General features: G+C 42.1%; 21 protein-coding genes and 1 riboswitch. Of the genes, 9 read left to right on the top strand and 12 right to left on the bottom strand.

The genetic code is table 11. The features are described 5' to 3' along the window. Nucleotides 1-11: 11 nt before the first annotated feature. A riboswitch (TPP riboswitch) is annotated at nucleotides 12-106 on the bottom strand. Nucleotides 107-213: 107 nt separating this feature from the next. Further along, nucleotides 214-870 carry a phosphatidylserine decarboxylase family protein gene (locus tag KA713_17540; protein UXE66235.1) on the top strand — a complete coding sequence of 219 codons (657 nt, stop codon included), beginning with the start codon at nucleotides 214-216 and terminating at the stop codon, nucleotides 868-870. 178 nt (nucleotides 871-1,048) lie between these two features. Further along, nucleotides 1,049-2,143, top strand: coding sequence for an acyl-CoA desaturase (locus tag KA713_17535; protein ID UXE66234.1), 1,095 nt, complete (start codon nucleotides 1,049-1,051; stop codon nucleotides 2,141-2,143). Between the two features lie 11 nt (nucleotides 2,144-2,154). On the opposite strand, the gene KA713_17530 is transcribed toward KA713_17535, so the two are convergent. Further along, nucleotides 2,155-3,531 carry a hypothetical protein gene (locus KA713_17530; GenBank protein UXE66233.1) on the bottom strand — a complete coding sequence of 459 codons (1,377 nt, stop codon included), beginning with the start codon at nucleotides 3,529-3,531 and terminating at the stop codon, nucleotides 2,155-2,157. A gap of 52 nt (nucleotides 3,532-3,583) precedes the next feature. Between KA713_17530 and KA713_17525 the strand changes: the two genes are divergently transcribed. Beyond that, a complete protein-coding gene (locus tag KA713_17525; GenBank protein UXE66232.1) occupies nucleotides 3,584-5,101 on the top strand; it encodes a putative DNA binding domain-containing protein in 1,518 nt (505 codons plus the stop codon). Nucleotides 5,102-5,115: 14 nt separating this feature from the next. Here the strand turns inward: KA713_17525 and atpG are convergent, their stop codons facing one another. From atpG to KA713_17490, 7 genes are all read right to left on the bottom strand, one after another. After that, a complete protein-coding gene (gene atpG, locus KA713_17520; protein UXE66231.1) occupies nucleotides 5,116-6,000 on the bottom strand; it encodes an ATP synthase F1 subunit gamma in 885 nt (294 codons plus the stop codon). 155 nt (nucleotides 6,001-6,155) lie between these two features. After that, a complete protein-coding gene (gene atpA / locus KA713_17515; GenBank protein UXE66230.1) occupies nucleotides 6,156-7,730 on the bottom strand; it encodes a F0F1 ATP synthase subunit alpha in 1,575 nt (524 codons plus the stop codon). 38 nt (nucleotides 7,731-7,768) lie between these two features. Further along, the gene (gene atpH, locus KA713_17510; GenBank protein ID UXE66229.1) at nucleotides 7,769-8,329 is read right to left on the bottom strand and encodes an ATP synthase F1 subunit delta; all 561 of its coding nucleotides are present in this window, start codon (nucleotides 8,327-8,329) and stop codon (nucleotides 7,769-7,771) included. Nucleotides 8,330-8,332: 3 nt separating this feature from the next. Then, complete coding sequence (gene atpF, locus KA713_17505; protein UXE66228.1) at nucleotides 8,333-8,827, bottom strand: F0F1 ATP synthase subunit B; 495 nt, start codon at nucleotides 8,825-8,827, stop codon at nucleotides 8,333-8,335. Nucleotides 8,828-8,897: 70 nt separating this feature from the next. Next, a complete protein-coding gene (gene atpE, locus KA713_17500) occupies nucleotides 8,898-9,125 on the bottom strand; it encodes an ATP synthase F0 subunit C (GenBank protein ID UXE69179.1) in 228 nt (75 codons plus the stop codon). A gap of 78 nt (nucleotides 9,126-9,203) precedes the next feature. After that, nucleotides 9,204-10,235 carry a F0F1 ATP synthase subunit A gene (gene atpB / locus KA713_17495; protein UXE66227.1) on the bottom strand — a complete coding sequence of 344 codons (1,032 nt, stop codon included), beginning with the start codon at nucleotides 10,233-10,235 and terminating at the stop codon, nucleotides 9,204-9,206. Nucleotides 10,236-10,383: 148 nt separating this feature from the next. Next, nucleotides 10,384-10,743 carry a hypothetical protein gene (locus KA713_17490; protein ID UXE66226.1) on the bottom strand — a complete coding sequence of 120 codons (360 nt, stop codon included), beginning with the start codon at nucleotides 10,741-10,743 and terminating at the stop codon, nucleotides 10,384-10,386. Between the two features lie 293 nt (nucleotides 10,744-11,036). On the opposite strand from KA713_17490, the gene KA713_17485 reads away from it, so the two are divergent. Beyond that, on the top strand, nucleotides 11,037-11,720 hold the full coding sequence (locus tag KA713_17485; GenBank protein ID UXE66225.1) for an Abi family protein: 684 nt from the start codon (nucleotides 11,037-11,039) through the stop codon (nucleotides 11,718-11,720). Nucleotide 11,721: 1 nt separating this feature from the next. Beyond that, a complete protein-coding gene (locus KA713_17480; GenBank protein ID UXE66224.1) occupies nucleotides 11,722-12,300 on the top strand; it encodes a hypothetical protein in 579 nt (192 codons plus the stop codon). Between the two features lie 372 nt (nucleotides 12,301-12,672). Here KA713_17480 and KA713_17475 read toward each other — a convergent pair whose 3' ends face one another. Beyond that, the gene (locus KA713_17475; GenBank protein ID UXE66223.1) at nucleotides 12,673-13,962 is read right to left on the bottom strand and encodes an aminotransferase class V-fold PLP-dependent enzyme; all 1,290 of its coding nucleotides are present in this window, start codon (nucleotides 13,960-13,962) and stop codon (nucleotides 12,673-12,675) included. 103 nt (nucleotides 13,963-14,065) lie between these two features. Between KA713_17475 and KA713_17470 the strand changes: the two genes are divergently transcribed. Continuing rightward, nucleotides 14,066-15,283 (top strand): IPT/TIG domain-containing protein, encoded by a 1,218-nt coding sequence (locus KA713_17470; GenBank protein ID UXE66222.1) that lies wholly within the window; start codon nucleotides 14,066-14,068, stop codon nucleotides 15,281-15,283. 12 nt (nucleotides 15,284-15,295) lie between these two features. Here the strand turns inward: KA713_17470 and KA713_17465 are convergent, their stop codons facing one another. Further along, on the bottom strand, nucleotides 15,296-16,531 hold the full coding sequence (locus KA713_17465; GenBank protein ID UXE66221.1) for an MFS transporter: 1,236 nt from the start codon (nucleotides 16,529-16,531) through the stop codon (nucleotides 15,296-15,298). Between the two features lie 183 nt (nucleotides 16,532-16,714). Between KA713_17465 and carB the strand changes: the two genes are divergently transcribed. Continuing rightward, entirely contained in the window at nucleotides 16,715-19,531 is a 2,817-nt protein-coding gene (carB, locus tag KA713_17460; GenBank protein UXE66220.1) for a carbamoyl-phosphate synthase large subunit, read from the top strand. 83 nt (nucleotides 19,532-19,614) lie between these two features. Here the strand turns inward: carB and KA713_17455 are convergent, their stop codons facing one another. Together KA713_17455 and KA713_17450 are read right to left on the bottom strand one after the other, a co-directional pair. Then, entirely contained in the window at nucleotides 19,615-20,031 is a 417-nt protein-coding gene (locus KA713_17455) for a hypothetical protein (GenBank protein ID UXE66219.1), read from the bottom strand. Nucleotides 20,032-20,110: 79 nt separating this feature from the next. Then, nucleotides 20,111-22,567, bottom strand: coding sequence for an ABC transporter permease (locus KA713_17450; GenBank protein UXE66218.1), 2,457 nt, complete (start codon nucleotides 22,565-22,567; stop codon nucleotides 20,111-20,113). Nucleotides 22,568-22,792: 225 nt separating this feature from the next. On the opposite strand from KA713_17450, the gene KA713_17445 reads away from it, so the two are divergent. Continuing rightward, a complete protein-coding gene (locus KA713_17445; protein ID UXE66217.1) occupies nucleotides 22,793-22,984 on the top strand; it encodes a hypothetical protein in 192 nt (63 codons plus the stop codon). Between the two features lie 55 nt (nucleotides 22,985-23,039). Beyond that, a complete protein-coding gene (locus KA713_17440; GenBank protein ID UXE66216.1) occupies nucleotides 23,040-23,813 on the top strand; it encodes a diaminopimelate epimerase in 774 nt (257 codons plus the stop codon). Nucleotides 23,814-23,830 lie beyond the last annotated feature (17 nt).

Genomic DNA, 23,830 nt, shown 5'->3' with positions numbered 1-23,830 from the left:
TGTACCTTACTTACAAGTTTATTCTGCCTCCCTTCGTCCGCATTACCGGCATCAGGTTCTATGGGTATAATCTCAGCCCGTGTTTTTGGCACCCCGTGTCTTTCGACAAGGGCAAAGGTAGAAAGTAATTGGAAATAGAAGTTTTTCTTCTAATTTTTTGATTTTGTGTAGACTAGTACAACCGTTACCTTTGCAAACTTTAATTTAACGACTATGATTATTCACCGCGAAGGCCGCGTTTTGTTATTTGTTTTGCTGGTCATTCTTTTTTCCCTCAATTGGGCAATGTCCTATTTTTTGCCTGAGGCCACCACCCTTCAAAACATTGTAATCGTTGCAAGTATTTTTTTCTACCTACTCATTCTTCAATTTTTCCGGGTGCCTGTTTTTACCGTTCAAAAAAACGACAAACAAATTATTGCCCCTGCCGATGGCAAGGTGGTGGTGATTGAGGAAGCGGATGAACCAGAATATCTAAAATCAAAACGCAAACAGATTTCCATTTTTATGTCACCCATCAATGTGCACGTTAACCGCATGCCTGTGGGTGGCACCATCTCTTATTTCAAATATCATCCAGGCAAATACCTGGTGGCGTGGCATCCTAAATCAAGTACTGAAAATGAGCGCACCACCGTGGCCACTAAAATGCAGAATGGCACCGAAATTCTATTCAGGCAAATTGCTGGAGCCCTGGCACGCAGAATAAAATGGTATGTGAAAGAAGGCCAATCGTTACAGCAAGGCGATGAATTTGGCTTTATCAAATTCGGCTCACGTGTTGATATTTTTCTTCCGTTGGATGCCCGCGTAAAAGTGAAAATCGGAGATGTGACAAAAGGTGGCAAAACAATTTTAGCGGAATTATAGAAGTTCTTCTTTTATTGTTTAAAGTTCGATTGGCCATTTAAGACAGAATAGGCCACATCCAAGTTTCTTTTACACGAACGGGCGTTATTCTCAATCGTATTCGATACCTTTACAGCACTGCGCTGGTCTCGTGCTGTAGATTCCAGTGTTAACCGTTCAGCACTCCCTTATGATAAATATGAATTTGAGATTTGCTGCAGGCCAGCAAGAATTTTTTTCGACCCTTAGTCAGCGTGTAAACGCCTACTTTAAAACAAATAACATTCAGCGCACAGCGAATGCAGAAATGGTAGTGAAAACTATTTTCATGTTCTTGCTTTATTTCACTCCTTATTTTTTAATCCTCTTCAGTGGTGTCTCTAGTTTATGGGCGCTTGCTTTTTTGTGTGTGGTGATGGGCTTTGGCAAAGCGGGCATTGGTCTTTCGGTAATGCACGATGCCAACCACGGAGCCTATTCCACTAAATCATGGGTCAATACTTTTCTTGGATTATCACTAAATGTGATTGGTGGACATGCTTTCAACTGGCGGATTCAACACAATGTGCTTCACCACACCTATACCAACGTGCACGAAGTAGACGAAGACATTAGCCCGAGGGGCATTTTGAGAATGGCGCCCGATTCTACTTGGCGACCCATTCATAAATACCAACACCTGTATGCTTGGTTCTTTTATGGCCTGATGACTTTTGTGTGGATTGTGATTAAAGATTACTACCGCCTTACGAAATACCAAAAAGAAGGATTGGTAAAAAAACAGAAAGGCTCACTGACTACGGAGTGGATTGTATTGCTGTTCACGAAAGTTTTTTACTTGACGTATACCTTAGTAATTCCTTACCTGTTATTAGATGTTAGTTTCTGGCAAGTAATTGTCGGCTTCTTAATCATGCACTATGTTGCAGGATTTATTCTAGCTGTTATTTTTCAACCAGCACACGTAATTGAAGGCACTGAATACCCAACCCCTGATGAAAAAGGAAATCTGGAAAACAACTGGGCCATTCATCAGTTAAATACTACTACCAATTTTGGCCACAAAGAAAAATTGTTCTCTTGGTATGTTGGTGGATTGAACTATCAAGTTGAACATCATCTGTTTCCAAATATCTGCCACGTCCATTATAGGGACATTGCAAAAATTGTTGAGCAGACAGCAAAGGAATTTAACTTACCATATAAATCTAAAGAAACATTCTTTGAAGCTCTTGGTGCCCATGCACAACAATTAAAGATGTTGGGGCGAAAACCGGCACCTGCTATTGCCTAAAAAGTTGGTCGTCATTTTTCTTCTGAGGAGAACACATTCTCGTTTCGAAGTAATTTGTTCACCATTGTAAGGGTAATCTTCTTGATTTCATTGCTTCCCATTCCCCGATGCGAGCACCAATCGGTAGAGGCGGTGTTAACGACTATGCCAGATTTCTTGGCCTTCTTAAAAACAATCCAAGTTGCAAGGCCCGGCTTATTGCGAAAAGTGGAATCATAGCCCACGATTTCAATTTTTTCAAAACCCAATTGTTGCTGATCAATTTCAGGAGTAAGCAGCTTTGAAAAACCTTTTATGGGCGCTCCGTCACATTCATCAGAAGATAGCTTTAGCACATCACCCTTTTTGATTTTCAGCCCTTTTAGAAGCGGAGAATTGGGCAGAATAATTTTGTAGCCATCCCACCCTTGATCTATTTTTTGACCGTAGCCTGCCCGTGAAAAATCCGCACCGATAGATCCAATAATGGGATATCCAAGTATGGGCTCGTCCCAATGAGTAGTATGAAGGCAAACATTTGGGTCTGGGTCAGGATAATCTTTGTAACCAATCAACTGATGAGCCGTTTTGTTATAGCGCACTTGCCACCACATGGTGTTGCCTGATAGCACCAGCGCGTTCTTACCTTCGTCTACAAAACGGTCAAAATTTCTACGGGCTTCTAATGACCAATATTCACTATGGCCAACAATCATTAAGAGTTTTGCGTCTTTAATTTCATCATAGTTATCCAAATCACCATCAGTGATATAGCCTACATTAGAATAATTTTGCTTGCAAAACCACTTTAAAAACGCTTCCGAATGTTTGGGCAATGGTATGGGGCGAAGGAACGAAACAATGGCTGCTGGGGTTTTTTCGCTCGAGTTGAAGGCGTACAAACTTTTACCACCTGAATTGCAATACGCATTTTCGGTATTGGAAGAATACACAACTATGATTTTTGGTTTTGCTGACTTTACAACAAATGGAATTTGGTCATCCCACAAATACACACCACTTCGCAAACTAGGCACTTTTATTTTAAGGGTAGGTTTGTAGCCAAATCCATTTTCCCACGGCTTGTCCTTTCTCTTTTCTTGGGGGAAAACATTTACGCGGTACCGCGCAACCAAGTCGCCTTTTAGATTGTACAACTTTAAAACAAAGTCCTCTTTTTTCATGTGTGCGTTAATAAACACACTGAGCGAATCGCCTACATGCGCGGACAGCTTATCAACATATCCATCGGCAATGATGTTTTCTTTGGGTGGCCACCAAGTGAAGAAAAGAAAGAATACGAAATTCAAATTCATAGGATGCGCAAATTTGAGGTAAAAAGAGATCAACAAAAAACCTAAAATGGGCTTAAAGCTCACTTCAAAGCCTTTGCCTCTATAATTTCTCATAATGGCAACAATGCCTTAGAAATTGTAAGTTTGTATCAATACTGCTTCAACTATGGACGACATTCTTTTATTAACAGATAAGATAAGGAACACGCTAATCTTAGGCGAAAGCCATTTCCGTGAGTTCAAATCTGCACTAGAAGGCCGACCAGAAAATAAAAAGCCAAGGCAGGTAAAATCGATATGCACCGATATAGGTGAAGCCCTTGTTTCGTTTGCCAATGCGGATGGCGGTGCAATCATTATTGGTGTAGAAGACGATGGAACGATAACAGGGATACCTCATTCAGATGAAGAAATAGAAACAATGCTCAATGCTGTTAAAACGCATGTCTACCAAAATCAAAGCCTTCCACTTGCCAACACCAATAGGTTAGTTCTTGATGCTAAAACGCTGCTTTACTTTTCGGTTAATAAAGGCACTACGATGATTTATCAATTGCCGGATGGTAGATGTGTAAAGAGAAAGGACAAATCGACTATGCCCGCTTCGGTAGACCAAATCCAATTCGAGCGGCAAGAAATCAAATCTAGAGAGTATGATAGTCAGTTTGTAGATGGAGCTCTTGTCACCGATCTAGATGTTAAACTCCTACAAGGAATTGCCGATGAATACATTAAAGGATTAAGCGTAGAGCGCTATCTTCAACAGATTGGGCTGGCAGAGTATGCGGTAAATGATTTACGGCTCAGAAGAGCTGCTTTATTACTTTTTGCAACCAACATAAACAAATGGCATCCGCGCTGCCAAGTACGTTTTTTGAAAGTAAATGGAGTAAAGATTGAATCTGCTCCTAATTATAATGTTATCAGCGATGATTTAGTCACTGGAAATATTTTTGAATTAGTGATCAAGGCATGGGAGCACTTACGGTCTTATTTGGCATACAAAACAGAGTTTGGAGCAAACACTCAGTTTGAACAAAAGTATATTTACCCTGAAGATGCAGTACGTGAAGCGGTGTTAAATGCAATCGCCCATCGAGATTACAGCATAACCAATGCGATTGAGATTTTTCTGTTCAACGATCGAATGGAAATAAAAAGCCCGGGGGCACTGCTATCAACTCTTACTATTAAAAATTTGTATGAGCTCGAGGGTTCTCACGAATCCAGGAATCCGATGATTGCAAGAGTTCTGAAAGAAAATAAACTGATGCGTGAACTGGGCGAAGGAATGAAACGGATTTTTAACTTGATGCAAGAGCAGGAACTTGCCAAGCCAGAACTATATTCCAATGGGTTGTGGTTTAGTGTGACTCTATCAAATAAAACGATATTTAGCCCAAAACAATTAGAGTGGTTAAAGCTATTCAAAAGGTATCATTTGACAAAAAAACAAAAACAAATAATCATACTTGGATTAGGAGATAAGGGAATAACTTCAAATGATATCTATAAAGCACTTAATACCAATAGCCTAGAGGTATTCACTAAAGAAGTAACAGCTTTAAAAGGACTGGGTTTATTGACCGACCTGAAGACCAAGCAAAATGTCAATAATATTGCGAAAAGAACTAAAAAAGATAAAAAAGATATCCCTCGGTACAGAGTGAATCTTCTTGAGTAGACAAAATGAAATTGTTAAGCCGACTTCAACGCTTCTGCACCGGCCACAATTTCCAAAATCTCTTTGGTAATGGCAGCCTGGCGTGTGCGGTTGTAGGTGAGCTTCAACTCCTTCAACAGTTCGCCAGCATTGTCGGTTGCCTTGTCCATGGCCGTCATGCGCGCACCGTTTTCGGCAGCGTTAGAATCGAGGACGGCTTTGTACAATTGTACTTTCAATGACTTGGGGATCAAGCCTGTTAAGATTTCAGCTTGGTTAGGTTGGTAGATGTAATCGGTTTGAGATGTTTTAATCGATTTATCTTCTCCGGGAGGCAAAATCGGCAAGAATTGTTCCACGCGCAAAATCTGTGTGGCCACGTTTTTGAATTCGTTGTACACAATTTCCACTTTGTCAAATTCGCCCTTGCGGAAAGCGTCCATCACATGCACACCAATCTTGGCCACGTTATCAAACGATAGATTGTTAAACAATCCTGAATAGCTATTGATCACATTCGCTCCTCGCTTCTCAAAAAACTCCAACGCCTTTTTACCAATGGGCAAGTAAGTAATGTTGCCTTGTTTGCCTTGCTGGGAATACTTTTCTTCCACTAAGCGAAGTGTTGCTTTGAAGATGGTGCTGTTGAAAGAGCCGCACAGGCCACGATCGGAAGTAATGGCTATGATTAAAACCTTTTTCTCTTCACGCACTTGGCTGTACCACGCCTCTCCACCATTTTCGACTGACGATAGGTTCTGTAAAAGTGAATTCATCTTTTGCGCAAATGGGCGCATTTGCATAATTCGCTCTTGCGACTTCCGCAACTTAGCAGCCGCCACCATTTTCATGGCTTTGGTAATCTGTTGCGTTGAGATTACAGACGTGATTCTACTTTTTACTTCTTTTAAACTAGGCATAAATCAATTTGAAAATTAACCAATTTGAAAATGAACACAAACTCCAATTGCTAATCCTTTACTTTAATATTTACTATTTGTTAACATAGTCAATTTTAAAATTGGTTAAGCCGAGGCTTAGCATTTTCAAATTGACTAATCTTCAAATTTTCAAATTAGTATTTTGAGGCTAACTCCAACGCTACCTTCTTCACCGTATCTGCATCCGCATCTTCAAACTTACCGGCACGGAAGTTATCCAACACAGATTTGTACTGCACTCGCATCAAACCTAAAAAGTCGCTTTCAAATTCTTTTACTTTTGCTACCGGCACGCGGTCGATATAACCTTTGGTAGAGGCCAAAATGATGGCCACTTGCTCTTCTACACGCACGGGTTGATATTGTGGCTGCTTCAATACTTCCACGTTTCTGCGACCACGCTCAATCGTTAACTTGGTAGCAGCATCCAAATCAGAGCCGAACTTGGCAAATGCTTCCAATTCGCGGAACTGTGCCTGATCCAACTTTAAGGTACCCGCTACTTTCTTCATTGGCTTAATCTGAGCCGAGCCACCTACGCGCGATACTGAAATACCTACGTTGATTGCAGGACGAATACCTGAGTTGAACAGGTTGGTTTCCAAAAATATCTGACCATCGGTAATAGAGATTACGTTGGTCGGGATGTAAGCCGATACGTCATTGGCTTGCGTTTCAATAATCGGAAGGGCAGTCAATGAACCTCCACCTTTTACCAAGTGCTTGATAGAAGCAGGAAGGTCGTTCATGTTCTTCGCAATTTCATCATTGTTAATAACTTTCGCGGCACGCTCCAACAAACGTGAGTGCAAATAGAACACGTCACCAGGATATGCTTCGCGGCCTGGAGGTCTTCTCAACAACAATGATACTTCGCGGTAAGCAACAGCTTGCTTCGACAAGTCATCATAAATTACCAATGCCGGACGACCTGTATCGCGGAAGAATTCACCAATGGATGCACCCGAGAATGGAGCGAAGAACTGCATGGGTGCCGGATCTGCTGCCGAAGCACTTACGATTACGGTGTAAGGCATCGCGCCCGCTTTTTCTAAAGTTGCGGCCACGCCTGCTACCGTAGAAGCTTTTTGGCCAATAGCAACATAAATACAGTAAACAGGGTTGCCTGCTTCGTAAAATTCTTTTTGGTTGATGATGGTGTCAATCGCTACGGCAGTTTTACCCGTTTGGCGGTCACCGATAATCAACTCGCGCTGACCACGACCAATTGGAATCATGGCATCAATCGCTTTGATACCCGTTTGCAATGGCTCGTTCACTGGCTGGCGGAAAATTACACCCGGTGCTTTGCGCTCCAAGGGCATTTCGTACAAATCGCCTGTGATCGGACCTTTTCCATCGATGGGTGAAGCCAAAGTATCAACCACACGGCCGAGCAACCCTTCACCTACTTTGATAGAGGCAATTTGGCCCGTACGTTTTACGGTATCGCCTTCTTTGATTTCTTTTGATTCTCCCAACAACACCGCTCCGACATTGTCTTCTTCTAGGTTAAGCACCAATGCCTTCAAGCCGTTTTCAAATTCAATCAACTCACCGGCTTGTGCTTTCGTCAATCCATAGATACGCGCCACACCATCACCTACGGTAAGCACGGTGCCCACTTCTTGTAACTGAGCATCGGTGCGTGATTGTGAAAGTTGCTCACGTAATATTGATGAGATTTCTTCGGGTCTAATTTCTGCCATATAAATGATTTACGATTTGAGATTTATGATTTACGATTTTAGAACTCTTTTATATAAGGGTTCTCGCTAAACTTTACTTTCAATGTCTTAAGCTTGGTTTTAATGGAGGCATCAATTTGTTTGTCGCCCACATTCAACACAAAGCCACCAATCAAGCTGCTATCAACTTTTTGCACTACTTCTACTTGTGTTTTGTCGCTCAATTTTTTCACGATTGCTTCGATCTCCGCGCGGGTAGCATTGTCCATCGCCACCGTGGTGGTAATGGTCGCTTTCTGAATGCCCTTGTAAACATTATATGCTTGATGGAACTCTGCCGCAATTTCTGGAAGCAATGGCTCACGATTCTTTTTCGTCAAAATATCGATGATGGCCATCGTTATTTTATGGACTTTGTTTTTAAAAATAGCTTCTAAAATATCGCGCTTTTTATCATGCCTGATGATTGGGCTCTTTAACATTAACGAAAAATCTCTACTGCTTTTGCATACGCTATCCAACAACTGCATGTCGGCATGCACCTGGTCCAACACCTTTTGCTCTTCGGCCAGCGAGAGCAGAGATTTTACATATCGGGAAGCTACGCGTGAGTGCGCCATGGATTAATTTAATTTCAGGTCTTTGATAAACGTATCGGTCAATTCTTTCTGCGCCTTATCGTCCGAGAGGTTTTTCTTGATAAGCTTCTCGGCAATATTCAAGGAGAACATGGCCACTTGTGCTTTTACATCGCGCAACGCTGCTGCTTTCTCCGTCTGAATAACGGCCTTCGCATCTTCAATGATTTTATCAGCATTTTTCTTGGCACTTGCTTGTGCTTCATCGTGCAAACGGTTGGCTGCATCACGCGCTTCACGCAAAATTTTATCGCGCTCTTCACGGGTTTCCTTTAACAATTTCTCGTTGTCAGATTTTAAAGAAGCCATTTCGATTTTCGCTTTCTCGGCAGCATCCAATGCGGATTGGATGGATTGCTCTCTTTCTTTTAGAGAAGCAAGTATTGGCTTCCATGCGAAAACGAATAATAAAATAAAGAGGCCTACGAAAATTATTGTTTGCCAAAATATAAGGCCTGAGTCGGGTAATAATAAATCCATAATTTTTTTTCTTTTATGCTACGTTTAAAAAGAGGCTCCGACCAATTGTCGGAGCTTTTCTTTTCTTTCTTTAGACTTTAGCGTTAGTTGCTACGATGAAGGCAATAACCAGTGCAAACAGAGCAGCCACCTCAATCAAAGCAGCAATGATAAGCATCGCAGTTTGAATTCGGTTAGCAGCTTCTGGCTGACGAGCCATACCCTCCATAGCTGAACCACCAATACGACCAATACCAATTCCAGCGCCAATTGCAGCTAGACCAGCACCGATACCAGCGCCCATTACAGCTAAGTAGATGTCTAAGATTACTGTTAACATAACTTTAAATTTATAAGTGAAACAAAAACCTCCACATGGAGGGTATCTTAAATCAAATTAATGATGGTCATGTTCCTCTACGGCCATACCAATGTAGAGTGACGAGAACATCGTGAAAACATATGCTTGAATCCCTGCAACCAACAACTCAATCATATTAATAAAAACCGAAATTAAAGATGCCCCAAAGCCAACAGCAAAACTCTTAAATATGAACGTGAGGCAAATAATACCAAGTATTACAATGTGACCAGCCGTAATGGCCACAAACAAACGAATCATCAATGAGAATGGCTTGGTAAATAAACCAGCCACTTCTACAGGAAGAATTATCACCCTCAACCAAAGAGGAACACCCGGAGTCCAAAAAATGTGTCCCCAATAATTTTTGTTCCCACTAAAGTTTGTGATTAGGAAAGTCAATACCGCCAAGGTCATCGTAACTGCAATATTTCCAGTAAGATTTCCTGCTCCTGGTAATAAACCCAATAGATTTCCGAACAAAATGAAAAAGAAAAGCGTGAGCATATACGGCAGGTAAAACTCAAATTTCTTTTCGCCAATGTTCGGTTTTACGATTTCATCCCGAACAAATAGAATAATTGGTTCGAAGAAGGATTGAACACCAGAAGGAGCTTTGCCCTTATTCTTTTTATACCCTCTGGCAACTGCAGTTAATAACAATAGCAAAAGCGTTGCATTGATTAGCAACATCGCCACATTTTTAGTGATTGAAAAATCCAATACATGCCCCTCATCGCCTACCATACTGATGTGGTTATGCTCCAATTTGTATCCGTTATACTCAACAGGATTATGGTGCTCGTCATAAAATCTACTTGACATGAAAATATCAAGTCCCTTTTCCGAAGAATATAGAATAATGGGCAGGGGAATAATAAAATGATGTGTCAGCGGCCATTGATGGTCGTCTTTAACGTGGTGCAAAATTACCTCGCTTGCGTTAAAGGCAGCTTCCGTTTTAGTGGTATCCGATTCCGAAGCAAAAGCGGGTTGTGTTGCGCTGAAAAGAAGAATGGCCAAAAGGGCCAAAATCGCTGTTTTTAATCTTAAAAAGGGCATTTTCATCGCAAAAAAGACTAAGGCTTTCAATTGGACTGCAAAACTATCAATTAATGTTTCCGAAAAAAACCTTTTTGGAAAATTATGGCCGCTGATTCACAGGTTGGCACGGATAGAATGATGGAAAGCGCTATTGCATTCTTAATCGTTTCTTTTAGCAGGAAGCTGATTCAGAATCATCGTTTGCATTATCCGTTGAAGGACTAAACCCTGGATTATTAATAAGCCCAATCACATTCCCCCACGGGTCTTTTACGGTGGCTACCATCATCTCACCACCAACATTAGTCGGTTTTGAATGTTCGGTTGCACCAAGTTTGAGCAGCCTATCAAATTCTTTGTGGTTATCCTCTACGCCCCAATAGGTAATGGCCGTTTCCCCTTTTGCTGTATTTGATTGGTCAGGATCTTGCCCGTTGGGTTTCAAAGGCGTGGGAATACCACTCTTTCGCTTTGGCGAGTGCGGGTACTTTGGAGTTGGTAGCAATAGGGCCCGGACAAATTTGTGTTTCAAAAACTTACGGTTGACATTCTAGTAACAAAGTTTTCCCACGTGGACAAGTGAACAACTCCTCCATAGCCACGCAAACCCACTGCGACACCAAAGCTATGGCAAGAGCCAAATTCTCAAATCACATTTAAGGGCTAAAAAATGGGGAAATATGGTCGAAAATTGAGACTTTTAAAGAATTAAGACACCTTGTAAAAACAAAACCCGATAGTTTGAATTGCTTCAGGGACTACCGGGAATAAGATGTTGCAAATGTATCACTATAATCGTATAAAATTCAAAAAAGTTTCAAAAAAGTGAAGTATAGCGAGTTCGAAAACATCATGTCTACTACCCGGATGGGGCGTTATTTAGCTGCTTGTAATAACAACTCCAAAAGGGCAATGACATTATACCGCAAAAATCTACAGCTTTCGCAGGAATTGTTTACAATCATCAGTTGCTTTGAAATAGCGCTAAGAAATTCAATTGACCAACACTATCTAACCATTCATGGTAACAATTGGCTACGGGAAGCCGCATCAACTGGCGGAATGTTCGATAATCAGAGATGCAGGCTGACAGCTGATAATATTAATGAAGCCATTCAGAAATTAAACGCGAATTACACGCATAATAAGTTGGTAGCTGAATTAGGCTTTGGTTTCTGGCGCTATATGTTTGCTCCACACCAATTTCTCTTAGCAGGCCAATCATTACTAGCAATTTTTCCTGCTAAACCACAAAGTACACCGGGCATGCAGTACAACGCATCCTTTGTATTCAATCAACTCTCAAAAGTCAATAATATAAGAAATAGGATAGCTCATCATGAGCCAATATGCTTTATCTCGGGACAACCTGTGAAAAGCACTACCTATGCACGTCAGCATTACACCCTATTGCTGCAACTATTTCAATGGATGACCATTGATGAAGGTAAACTTCTTTACGGTCTGGACCATATTAATATGATTTGCAACAAAATCGATACTTTATAATATGCAGTGGTGGAAAGAGATAATAGAATTCAAGCCAATTGATTTAGCTCTACTAATTTCAGGGATTGGTGTTGTTATATGGTTTTTCGTAAATAGATACTATCAGAAGAAAGACAATCTTAAAACAATAAGACTAGATACTTATAAGAACTTTTTAAACAAAATGGATGAGGCTCATTATTCATCAAGACTAAATTTTGGAGAAATAATGAAAGTGTCTGCAGAAACTACGGCAGCAATATTACGAGACCCTGAGAATAGCAATGAAACGTTAATTGAAATGGGTAATAAGCTTTCATATTTTACGAATGAAAGCATGCGTGGCTGGTTGATATATTCAAATGAGATTAACCAGTTGACTTTAGTATGCAGCAAACAGATGCTTTCACTAGTTGAGGAGTATAGAGACTTAAATAAAAGAATATCCGATAGCTATACCAGTATGCTATCAACCATTAATATGTTTGACCCAACAGCACAAGAACAACTTCAATCATTGATTTCAAAAACAGACCAAGAACGTCTGATTTTTTTATACGATGAAATAAAGAGATTAATGAGAAAAGAAATTGGAATGTAATGTTCTAAAATTCGTACACACATTGCCTGGCAGCACATTCAACGCACAGTCAAAGCCAGCCAATAAGTTTGCTCACCTTAGTGTACGTGGACAAAGTAGCCGATGAAAAATGCCCCACCGCACGACTGAATTATAAAGAGTAATCTAACACTAAAGGGTGACGAAAGACAAGGCTACGAAAGAAGTTCGGAGCAGGGCCTACAGCTACCAACAGTATGTTTGCGCAATGGTGGCGGGGCTAGTAATATTGAAGTATATTTATTTTATAAAATTTTGTGCACGTGGACAAGACGCGGCTTCGAAATCGCACCACTGCACAAACACAAACGATGAGATTGCGGAGGCCGAGCATAGTATAAAAATTAGTTCTTTTTAAGAACCCGCAATCTTCCCCACTGCTTCAATAAACCGATCTAAGTCCTTTGTTGTGGTGTACACGTGAGGCGTAACGCGCACGGCACTTACATTTTCCCAAACAATGGAAACGGTGTGGATTTGATAATCGGCAAATAGTTTCGAAGCGATATCACCTGGAGCGATGCCATCAATACTGAATGTGCCGAGCGCACACGAATACTCTGGCTTTAGTGAGATGTGAAGTTTCACTCTTGGATTTTTGGTGACGGCCTCGCACCAATACTTTTTTAAGTAATGGAGTCGCTCTTGCTTTCTTTTGGCACCAATGGCATTGTGAAAATCGATGGCTTGCCCAATGGCTTGCTCGGGTGCAAAAGATCGTGTGCCCAACGCTTCAAACTTTCGGATGTCCGCACTCTGAGGTTTGTCGGTAGGGAACAGCGGCCACGTTTTTTCAATCTTGTCTTTACGGATGTACATCAAGCCTGTGCCGAACGGAGCGCACAACCACTTGTGCAAGCTGGTGCCAAAGTAATCGCAATTGAAATCAGAAATTTTATAATCGACATGAGCGAAAGAATGCGCGGCATCTACAATTGAAATAATACCGCGCCTACGTGCCTCGGCACACAACTTAGCGGCCGGTAAAATCTGGCCCGTCCAAGTCAGTAAGTGTGTGATGTGCCAAATCTTGGTTTTGGAAGTTGTAGCATCGATATAGGCTTTCAAAACCACTTCGTCATTATCGACAGGCAGCGATAAATTGATCCAATTGATTCTCACCCCTTCGCGCAATTCGCGCTGCTTCCATGCGTGAATCATGTTGGGGTAATCCTGCTTGGTCATTACAATTTCATCGCCTTTGTTTAAGTCGATTCCCCACGTAAATGTACCCAGTGCCTCGGTGGTATTTCGGTTGATGGCCAATTCTTCAGGAGAGACACCCGCCAAGTCGGCCAATTTTCTGCGCAACGGCTCGCGACCTTTATCCAAAATTTGCCACATGTAATACGTGGGCGCTTCGTTGCTTAGGTGGTAGTAACGATCCACCGCATCTTGCACTACTTTGGGTTGCGGACTTACCCCGCCATTGTTAAGATTCAAAATATTGGGCGAAACGGTGTAAGCTTGCGCCATGCGTGCCCAGAGGTCTTCATCCGTGGCCGCTTCCTCGGGCAAAAGTTTGTTCAGTTCAAACAACGCATCAGAAATGTCTTCTGCTTTTGCTTGCGTTGCAATCGAAGTAAGGGAAGCGGCACCGGCTATGCCGATGGATTTTTTAAAGAAGGATCTGCGGGATGACATGGTTTCAAGGTTTTTACAATGAAGGTAGGATAAATACCCATAAAAATCACAATTTTCTACGATTGGGTATTTTACTTGATAAAGGAAATCTTATCTTTGATTTATGTTGAAAGTAAAATTCAATTGTTTCTTTTGGCTGTTCCTTCTAATAGTTTCTTGCGAGAAGGAAACTGTATTGAAAGAGCCTGTAATATTTACACTCAGCTCAGATTCTGGCTTCATCGGTAGCCAATTAATTATTACCGGTTCAAATTTTGGATCTGATAAAAATAAAATCTCCGTTTCTTTTGATCAAATTGAAGGAAAAGTTGATTCTGTTGCTGTAAATAAGCTGTTTATAAGGATCCCGGAGAAACTAACTGTGGGAGCAAAATTAATTTCTGTTTCTCTTGTAGATAAGAGATCGAATCCAGCCATTTTTAATATTCTCAAATCCTATCAAGTAAGTACCGTTGCTGGTAGTGGGCTTTTTGGAACTAAAGATGGGAATGGTCTACAGGCATCCTTTAGTCAGCCAGAGGAACTTACAATGGATAAAAAGGGCAATTTATTTATTGCAGATAACTTTGTGATTCGAAAGATAGATATCAATGGTAACGTTTCTCTTTATGCCGGTAGTAGTACATATGGGCATGGTGATGGAGCTACAGGGATTGCAAAATTCAATCAGCGAATCAGTGGAATTTCAATGGATGATGCCGACAATCTTTATGTTGCTGACTATAGATTCATCCGAAAAGTAGATTTGAACGGAAATGTTACAACACTATGTGGGGCTATGAATGCATCAATATTTTCTGCCCTACTTGGAATAACATTGGTTGACAACTCTCTTTTTGTTGTAGATATCGGGCAAATAAAAAGTGTAGATTTATCAGGAACGATAAAGGTGTTTACGGGTGATGGTAGCTTTAGCTCTGTGGATGGTCCAACAGAAAGCGCGAAAGTTATTCCATTTAAAATTACAACGGATAACCAAAAAAATCTCATATTCACTGAGTTTTCATTGGGTAGCAAGATCAGACGTTCTACCACGAGCAATGTTTCAACTTTGATATCTAAAGAAAGCCTAAAGCTTAATGGTGGATTAACAATAGACAGAGAAGGAAATATTTACACTGTAAATGGCGATACTATTATCAAAATAGATAACCAGGGGCAAATTGAATTAGTTGCGGGAAGCGTTGCGGGATATCAGGATGGTTTTGGCAATGAAGCCAAATTTTTCAAACCCACAGGATTGTTTGTAGATGGCAGCAATAATATCTATGTCTGCGATACCTTCAATAATAGAATCAGAAAAATAGCCCCGATCAACTAAGGGCGAACTTTGCTATTTTACATTATCCAACCTTCTCAACTTCACCGCCTTCCATCCGGTAACGGCCACCACGCCTAGGGTCATCACACCACCAAAGATCACGGAAGGAACTACACCCAAAAGTTTTGCAGCAACACCCGATTCAAACGAACCAATCTCGTTGCTGGAGCCAATGAAAATACTGTTTACAGCCGATACCCTTCCCTTCATGTTTTCGGGTGTGAGTGTGTGGATCAGGGTGCTGCGAACAATCACACTTACGCAGTCAAACATGCCGCTCAATATTAATAAAGCCATGGACAGCCAGAAATAAGTAGAGAGACCAAAGCCAATCATGCACGCGCCAAATCCGGCCACGCACCACAGCAAAATCCTTCCCATGTTTTTTTGGATGGGATTGCGTGTGATGTACACCGCCATTAAAACCGCCCCGATGCCAGGGGCCGAGCGAAGAAAGCCCAGCCCTTCTTTGCCTACATGCAAAATCTCGTTGGCAAAAATCGGCAACAATGCCACTGCACCACCAAATAGCACGGCAAACAAATCGAGGGTGATGGCCCCCAAGATGATTTGATTTTGAAATACGAATTTGATTCCCGCTTTTATTTTTTCAAACACATTTTGCTCTTCACTAATCGGGGGAAGAGGACGGTTGGGAATAAGAATGATGCAAAGTAAGCCCCCAACCATCAATGCAGCATCCATTGCGTAAGCGGTGGTAATGTCAAAGTATCCATAAATCAACCCACCCAAAATGGGGCCACCCACGGCCGCACCTTCCCACAAGGTACTATTCCACACAATGGCGTTCTGATATAAATCACGACTTACCAATTGTGGCATAAACGAAAAATTGGCGGGCGACAAAAAGCCGCGGGCAATACCACTCACAAAAATCACCACATAAATAGGCAAGGCACCATTGGCCAAAATGAACGCCCCCATATCAACGGTAAAAAAAAGCAGCGCGAACGAACACAGCACGAGCGTGACCAGGCACACGACAATAATCTTTTTTCGCTCAACAATATCTGCTAGATGCCCTGCATATAAGGAAACGGTAATCGCAGGAATGGCTTCTGCCAAACCAATTAAGCCAAGCGAAAGAGGGTCCTTTGTGATTTCGTAAACCTGCCAACCCACCACCACCGCCTGCACTAAAATGGCCAACGTTACCAACAACCTCGCGGCAATAAAAAACCGGAAGTCTTTGATTGCGAGTACCGCGTATGGATTAGCTTCTGCCATTTAATTTGGAGTAGATATAAAAGAAGCAAGTTAGCATTCCCTTCGCATTGTAAAAGACCTTGCTTGAGCCGATTTGTCTATCCAAAAGCTAAGTCATTAAAAATAAAATGAATTAATTTCCAGAGTGTGCGGATAGCTACGATTGACTTGTTATTTTTGCGAGATTTATCCAACCACTACTCTATGCCACGCGATAGAAGCATTCGCTCCGTACTGATTATCGGCAGCGGCCCTATTATTATTGGTCAAGCCTGCGAATTTGATTACGCAGGTTCACAAGCTTCTCGCTCGCTGCGCGAAGAGGGCATCGAAGTGATCCTCATCAACTCCAACCCGGCCACGATTATGACCGATAAGGTGACGGCCGACCATGTGTATTTGAAGCCGCTGGAGAAAAAATACATCCGCGAAATTTTGGAGAAACACAACATCGATGCCGTACTGCCTACCATGGGCGGGCAAACGGCATTGAACTTATGCATCGAGTGCGATAAGGCAGGTATTTGGGAGCATTACGGTGTGAAAATTATTGGCGTTGACATCAAAGCCATTGAAACCACCGAAGACCGCGAGAAATTCCGGTTGAAGATGTTGGAGTTGGGCGTGGGTGTATGCAAAGGCTCTACGGCCACTTCGTTTTTGAAAGGAAAAGAAATTGCGCAGGAAATTGGCTTTCCGTTGGTGATTCGTCCCTCATTTACCTTGGGTGGAACGGGTGGAGGTTTTGTGAACAAGCCAGAAGATTTTGATCAAGCACTGAACCGTGGCTTGCAAGCATCACCCATCCACGAGGTGTTGGTGGAGCAGAGCATTATGGGCTGGAAAGAATATGAGTTGGAGTTACTGCGCGATGGAAAAGGAAACGTAATCATCATCTGCTCGATCGAAAACTTTGACCCGATGGGCATCCACACGGGCGACTCGATTACGGTAGCACCCGCGATGACGCTGCCCGACACCGTGTATCAACACATGCGCGACCTCGCCATTAAAATGATGAATGGCATCGGTAAGTTTGCAGGCGGTTGCAACGTGCAGTTCTCTGTCAATCCAGATAATGATGATCAAATCATCGGCATCGAAATCAACCCGCGTGTGTCTCGTTCATCAGCACTCGCATCAAAAGCTACGGGCTACCCGATTGCAAAAATCGCGGCCAAGTTGGCTATTGGTTATAACTTAGATGAGTTGAAGAATGCGATTACGGGCACAACTACTGCTTACTTTGAGCCTGCACTCGACTACGTGATCGTGAAAATTCCGCGCTGGAATTTCGATAAGTTTCACGGTGCTGATCGCAAGCTAGGCTTGCAAATGAAATCGGTAGGCGAAGCGATGGGTATTGGAAGGAATTTTCAGGAAGCACTGCAAAAAGCTTGTCAGAGTTTAGAAATCAGAAGAAATGGTTTAGGTGCCGATGGAAAAGAGTTGACCAAGCAAGATGATTTGCTGTATAGCCTCGAGCATCCGAGCTGGAACCGTCTCTTCCATATTTATGATTCGATGAAGCTCGGCATCTCGATGAAAACCATTCAAAAACTGACCAAGATTGACAAATGGTTCTTGGAGCAGATTTGGGATTTAGTTGAATTAGAAAAAGAAATCGAAAAATATAAAGTTGATACCATTCCTGTTTCGCTCATGCGCACGGCCAAAGAAAAAGGCTATGCCGATCGTCAGTTGGCACACTTGATGGATTGCCTCGAAAGCGAAGTGCACTTAAAGCGCAGAGAGATGGGCATCAACCGCGTATTCAAATTGGTAGATACGTGTGCCGCTGAGTTTGAAGCAAAGACGCCTTATTATTATTCTACTTTTGATACCGAGAATGAATCAATCGTATCGGAAAAGAAAAAAGTAATTGTATTGGGCTCTGGCCCGAATCGAATTGGACAAGGAATCGAGTTCGACTACTCGTGCGTGCACGGTGTGTTGGCTGCAAAAGAGTTGGGCTACGAAACCATCATGATCAACTGCAACCCTGAAACGGTTTCCACCGATTTTGACATTGCCGATAAATTGTACTTCGAGCCAGTCTTCTGGGAACATCTGTGGGACATCATTCAGCACGAAAAACCCGAAGGTGTGATTGTGCAGTTGGGCGGACAAACGGCATTGAAGTTGGCGGAAAAACTTCATAAGTATGGCGTGAAAATTTTAGGCACTTCGTTTGAGGCGTTGGACTTGGCCGAAGACCGCGGAAGTTTTTCAACCTTGTTAAAAGAGTTGGGAATTCCGTATCCAGATTTTGGTGTGGCCACCGATGCCGATGAAGCACTCGAAGTTTCCAAAACAATTGGTTTCCCGCTGCTGGTTCGTCCCTCGTATGTGTTGGGTGGGCAGAGCATGAAGATTGTGATCAACGAAAAAGAACTTGAGCACCATATTCTTGATATTTGGAAACACCTTCCTGAAAATAAGGTACTGCTCGATCACTTTTTGGATGGAGCCATTGAAGCCGAGGCCGATGCAATTTGCGATGGCGAAGATGTGTACATCATTGGCATCATGCAGCACATTGAGCCAGCCGGCATTCATTCAGGCGATAGCTATGCGGTGTTGCCGCCTTACAACCTGGGCGACTTTGTGATCAAGCAAATTGAAAATTACACCAAGCGCATTGCTGTTGCGCTGAAAACCGTGGGGTTGATCAACATTCAGTTCGCCATCAAGAATGACAAAGTGTACATTATTGAAGCCAACCCACGTGCTTCACGCACAGTGCCATTCATTTGCAAAGCGTATGATGAGCCGTATGTGAAGTACGCCACCAAAGTAATGCTGGGCGATTGCAAGGTGAAAGATTTTAATTTCAACCCCACCAAAAAAGGCTACGCGATAAAAGTGCCCGTGTTCTCGTTCAGCAAATTCCCCGATGTAAACAAAGAGCTCGGCCCTGAGATGAAATCAACTGGTGAAGCGATCTACTTTATTGATGATTTGATGGACGACTACTTCCTCAATATCTATAATGAAAGGAATTTGTATTTGAGTAGGTAACAAAAAAAAGTCTTTTGCGGGCAAATCACGGCCCTACTGCCTATGCGCGCTATCAAGAAATACTTTTGGCGACCAGTCGTGGATTAATCCGTCTTTATCCCAAAAGACAAAAAATCTTTTCCGTGAAGGATTTTATTCAGTTCACGCTGCGCTTTCATAATTTCATTTAGCGATAGCGCTAACTCCGTATGATAGATCTTATAAATCAGTTCCCACTCGCGCTTGTCCATGAAACCATCGGAGTTGGCAATAACGCACATCCATGAAATACACCGGATTTGCCTTTCGGTTGACAATTTGCGTAGCCCCACCAACGTATCTTTATACAACTTACCGAAATCTAGCGTTTGATAGAGCGCTATGGTGGACTCGAACCTATTTTCTTCAAAGCCCTCGGCCTTAGTCATCTTTTTGCCAAGCACAACTTCCTTTTCGCTGATGTTGCCATCGACACCAATTATTATATAGTATAGCCCAATGATGGTAGAGAAATAATCCATGAGTAAAAATTGTTTGGCTAAATTAGCTAATTGAACCAAACCAAGCAATCTCTCCTCAAGAAAAAGCGATATAAACTAGCTATTGACTCCGCAACGACTTCACGGGGTTAACAATAGCTGCCTTGATGGATTGATAACTTACCGTGAGCCATGCGATCAACAGCGCAACGCTTCCTGCTAAAACAAAAGAACCAAGTCCCATTTCAATGCGGTAAGCAAAACCACTCAGCCACACAGTCATCATCCACCAAGCCACTGGTGTGGCCAGTACAAATGCAATGAACACTAGTTTAGTAAAGTCTTTCGACAATAAAATAAGCACACTCCCCACCGATGCACCCATTACTTTTCGTATGCCAATTTCTTTGGTGCGCAGGCTGGTGGTGTAGGCCGAAAGCCCAAACAGCCCAACACACGCAATGATGATAGCCAAGCTGGAGAAGACAGAAAAGATTTTACCTGAACGTTGCTCTTCGGAATAATTTTGATGAAGGTTTTCATCCAAAAATTCATAATGAAATGGTCGTTCGGGTGCCAACTCCTTCCACTTGCTTTCTATTTTTGCTAGCGTTGATTGAGTATTATCCGATTTCAATTTTACTGCGATGTAATTTGGATTGGCATAGCGTCCAAAAACTTCTGTGTTGAACATGACCAACGGAGTGATTTCATCATGCAACGACTGAAAATGAAAATTCTTTACAATCCCGATAATCGTAAAAAGACGTGTGTTGGCTCTTGCCGAATCTCCCTGGAATAGATCGGTGTTAGAAAGCTTCCGGCCTACTGGATCCGTAAGCCCAAGGGTTTTAATGGCCGATTCATTGAGCAAAATGTGAAGGGAGTCGGTTGTTTCTTTACTGAAAAACCTCCCCTCTGCTAAGGTAAAACCAATCATCTCGGCAAAGTCATCATCCACCATCATGGACTTAACGGTGAGCACTTCGTTGCTACCCTGTGGTTGAAACATCTGTCCAAACACATCGTTGCGGTTGCCTACACGCGAACTGGTGCCTGTCACAGACGCCACCTCTGGCATTTTCTTGATTTCTTCTTTAAAGGCTTCTCCATTTTTTTGCAATGCCCAAGCTCGATCAATCATCAGCACTTTTTCTTTATTGAAACCAAGGTCCTTCTTTTGAATGAAATTCATTTGCCCACCAACAACAATGGTGCTTACAATCAACACAATGGAAATCATAAATTGAAAAACCACTAATCCGTTTCGTAGCCACGATCCCTTGGCACTGCCTGTAAAATTTCCTTTCATTACGGTGACAGGATTAAAGCTTGACAATACAAAAGCTGGATAAAGCCCAGCAAATATTCCCACCAAAAGAACAATGGCAATCAACCCGAAAATAATTTCTATACCAAAAACAAATGGAAGGTTTTTCTCAACCAACAAATTAAACGAAGGCAATAATAAATAAGCCCCCAAGATGGCGAGACACGTACCGATCAAGGAGAGTAACGTGGCCTCTGTGAGAAATTGGGTCACCAATTGACTTTTAAGCGAGCCCATCACTTTTCTTACACCCACCTCACGAGCACGCTCGGCCGAGCGAGCAGTAGCTAGGTTCATGAAGTTGATACACGCGATGGATAGAATCAAAGCGGCAATAAAAATCAAAGCATAAACATGATTTCGATTTCCGCTTGGCGTGCTAGTACCTTCAATGTTTGTTGGATCTAAATGAATAGAGGGAAGCGATTGCAAAAAATACCGATAGCCGTTTCCTGCTTTTTTATAGTCTTGCCACGATTGACCTAACTCTCGTTCAATTTGACCAGCAGCATAAGTGTCAACCATCTTAGGAAATTTTGACTCTAAGGCTTTTGCGGAAGCGCCTGGTTTTAACTTGATATACGTATAGGCATCGAAGGTGATAAAATTTTCTGTTTTCCTAAATTCGGTAGCAGAGAAGGAAACCATGGCATCAAATCGTAAATGCGAGTTGGATGGCACATCTTTAAAAACCCCTGTTACTTTAAGCTCTCCAAAGTCACCAGAAATTACTTTGCCAATTGGCTCATCTTTTCCAAAATAGCGTTGTGCTGTAGTTTCAGAAAGAATGACTTGATTGGGTATTGCAAGCGCAGTCTTTTTATCGCCTTTTAACAAGCCAACGTCAAAAAATGAAAAAAAGGCTGAATCGGTAAACATGAAATAATCCTCCTCAAAAGTTTTGATTTCGTTATCGTTTACTTTGTATTTGATGTTTGAATCTTTTCCAGTGCCACCCATGTGTAAGGTATTCTCCACTTCAGGAAAATCGCGTTGGATTACCGTGGCATACGAATGAGGAATGGAAGCATAGAAGGTTGAATGGCCGGGGTACTTTCTCTCCAATACCATTTTATATATCCGATCAGCATCCGGAAAAAAGCGGTCATAAGAAAGTTCGTTTTTCACAAACAATGCAATGAGCAAGCAAGCCGTGATGCTTACCGCCAGCCCAATAACATTAATCGCAGTATAAACCCTTTGTTTGATCAAACCGCGAAAAGCAATTTTGATATAATTTTTCAGCATAACAGATGGGATTAGCTTAACTCCTGAAACAAGATAGGTAATTGTATGATAGTCTATACTTCAAATTAGTTGAAAGGATACAGCGATATCGAAAATCTTTTTGGGTGGTTGTATTGGGATGGAGATGTAGTCAAGGAATGTGGTGATCATCCGATTTGCCAGTAGGGCAACTAGATTAATACCGAAAACATTATCTTTGCCCCCAATCAATAAAAAAGTGAAACGATGAAGTTTCTCATCATATTGGGCCTGGTGGCCTACATCTTGTATAAAGTAGGCGGATTGTTTTTTCGGGCGGGAGCGGCCTCTCAACAATATCGCAATCAACAACCACGCAAACCGGAAGGGCCAAAAAAAGACAAACGCAATGGCACTATTAAAGGTGGCGATTATGTTGACTATGAAGAAGTGAAGTAAACTTGATGCTAGATACTTGGTACTTGCATCTAGCATTCAATATCCAACATCCGACATGAAAATCCATTTCCATAAATACCAAGCCACGGGCAATGACTTTGTTTTGATTGATAATCGTGATGGGAATGTTTCGCTGTCTGCAGAGCAAATCGGTAAGCTGTGCGACCGCAAGTTTGGCATTGGTGCCGATGGTGTGATGCTGATTGAAAAACATCCAACACTGGATTTTAATTTGGTGTACTACAATCGCGATGGATCGCCAAGCCTTTGTGGCAATGGCAGTCGCGCAGCAGTGAAAATGGCTGCAGCACTTGGTATTATAAGTGGTCACACAAAATTTAATGCCTACGATGGTGAACACGAAGCCCACCTACTGGCCAATGGAAACGTGCGACTAAAAATGAATGATGTGCGTGATGTGAAAAAAGAAGGCGATACCATTTTCATCAACACGGGTTCCCCTCATCACATTGAATTCGTTCGCGAAACCGAAAAAGTAAATGTGTTTAAGGAAGGACAATCCATTCGCTACAACGAAAAATACAAACCCGCAGGCACGAATGTAAACTTTGTGGAATTACAACCTAATGAGATTTTAGTTCGCACTTATGAGCGCGGAGTAGAAGACGAAACGCTTTCGTGTGGAACGGGCGTAACGGCCGCTGCCTTGGCCGCTTCGTTTAAAGGTTATAATTCGCCCATTAAAATCAAAACCCCCGGGGGCGAACTTTCTGTCGAGTTTACAATAGGCCAACAGGTCGCTTTTAAAGACATTTTTTTGATCGGCCCTGCCAAAAAGGTGTTTGAGGGAAGTTTTGAATTAGAGTAACAGAATGTTAAATTTGA

Origin of the sequence: Chryseotalea sp. WA131a (genome assembly GCA_025370075.1) — a bacterium.
Taxonomy (GTDB): Bacteria; Bacteroidota; Bacteroidia; order Cytophagales; family Cyclobacteriaceae; genus ELB16-189.
This window is presented reverse-complemented; position numbering and strand designations above follow the sequence as displayed.

Coding starts and splice junctions, on each gene's coding strand:
- KA713_17540 (UXE66235.1), top strand. CDS start 214: ATGATTATTCACCGCGAAGGCCGCGTTTTGTTATTTGTTTTGCTGGTC.
- KA713_17535 (UXE66234.1), top strand. CDS start 1,049: ATGAATTTGAGATTTGCTGCAGGCCAGCAAGAATTTTTTTCGACCCTT.
- KA713_17530 (UXE66233.1), bottom strand. CDS start 3,531: ATGAGAAATTATAGAGGCAAAGGCTTTGAAGTGAGCTTTAAGCCCATT.
- KA713_17525 (UXE66232.1), top strand. CDS start 3,584: ATGGACGACATTCTTTTATTAACAGATAAGATAAGGAACACGCTAATC.
- atpG (UXE66231.1), bottom strand. CDS start 6,000: ATGCCTAGTTTAAAAGAAGTAAAAAGTAGAATCACGTCTGTAATCTCA.
- atpA (UXE66230.1), bottom strand. CDS start 7,730: ATGGCAGAAATTAGACCCGAAGAAATCTCATCAATATTACGTGAGCAA.
- atpH (UXE66229.1), bottom strand. CDS start 8,329: ATGGCGCACTCACGCGTAGCTTCCCGATATGTAAAATCTCTGCTCTCG.
- atpF (UXE66228.1), bottom strand. CDS start 8,827: ATGGATTTATTATTACCCGACTCAGGCCTTATATTTTGGCAAACAATA.
- atpB (UXE66227.1), bottom strand. CDS start 10,235: ATGAAAATGCCCTTTTTAAGATTAAAAACAGCGATTTTGGCCCTTTTG.
- KA713_17480 (UXE66224.1), top strand. CDS start 11,722: ATGCAGTGGTGGAAAGAGATAATAGAATTCAAGCCAATTGATTTAGCT.
- KA713_17475 (UXE66223.1), bottom strand. CDS start 13,962: ATGTCATCCCGCAGATCCTTCTTTAAAAAATCCATCGGCATAGCCGGT.
- KA713_17470 (UXE66222.1), top strand. CDS start 14,066: ATGTTGAAAGTAAAATTCAATTGTTTCTTTTGGCTGTTCCTTCTAATA.
- KA713_17465 (UXE66221.1), bottom strand. CDS start 16,531: ATGGCAGAAGCTAATCCATACGCGGTACTCGCAATCAAAGACTTCCGG.
- carB (UXE66220.1), top strand. CDS start 16,715: ATGCCACGCGATAGAAGCATTCGCTCCGTACTGATTATCGGCAGCGGC.
- KA713_17455 (UXE66219.1), bottom strand. CDS start 20,031: ATGGATTATTTCTCTACCATCATTGGGCTATACTATATAATAATTGGT.
- KA713_17450 (UXE66218.1), bottom strand. CDS start 22,567: ATGCTGAAAAATTATATCAAAATTGCTTTTCGCGGTTTGATCAAACAA.
- KA713_17445 (UXE66217.1), top strand. CDS start 22,793: ATGAAGTTTCTCATCATATTGGGCCTGGTGGCCTACATCTTGTATAAA.
- KA713_17440 (UXE66216.1), top strand. CDS start 23,040: ATGAAAATCCATTTCCATAAATACCAAGCCACGGGCAATGACTTTGTT.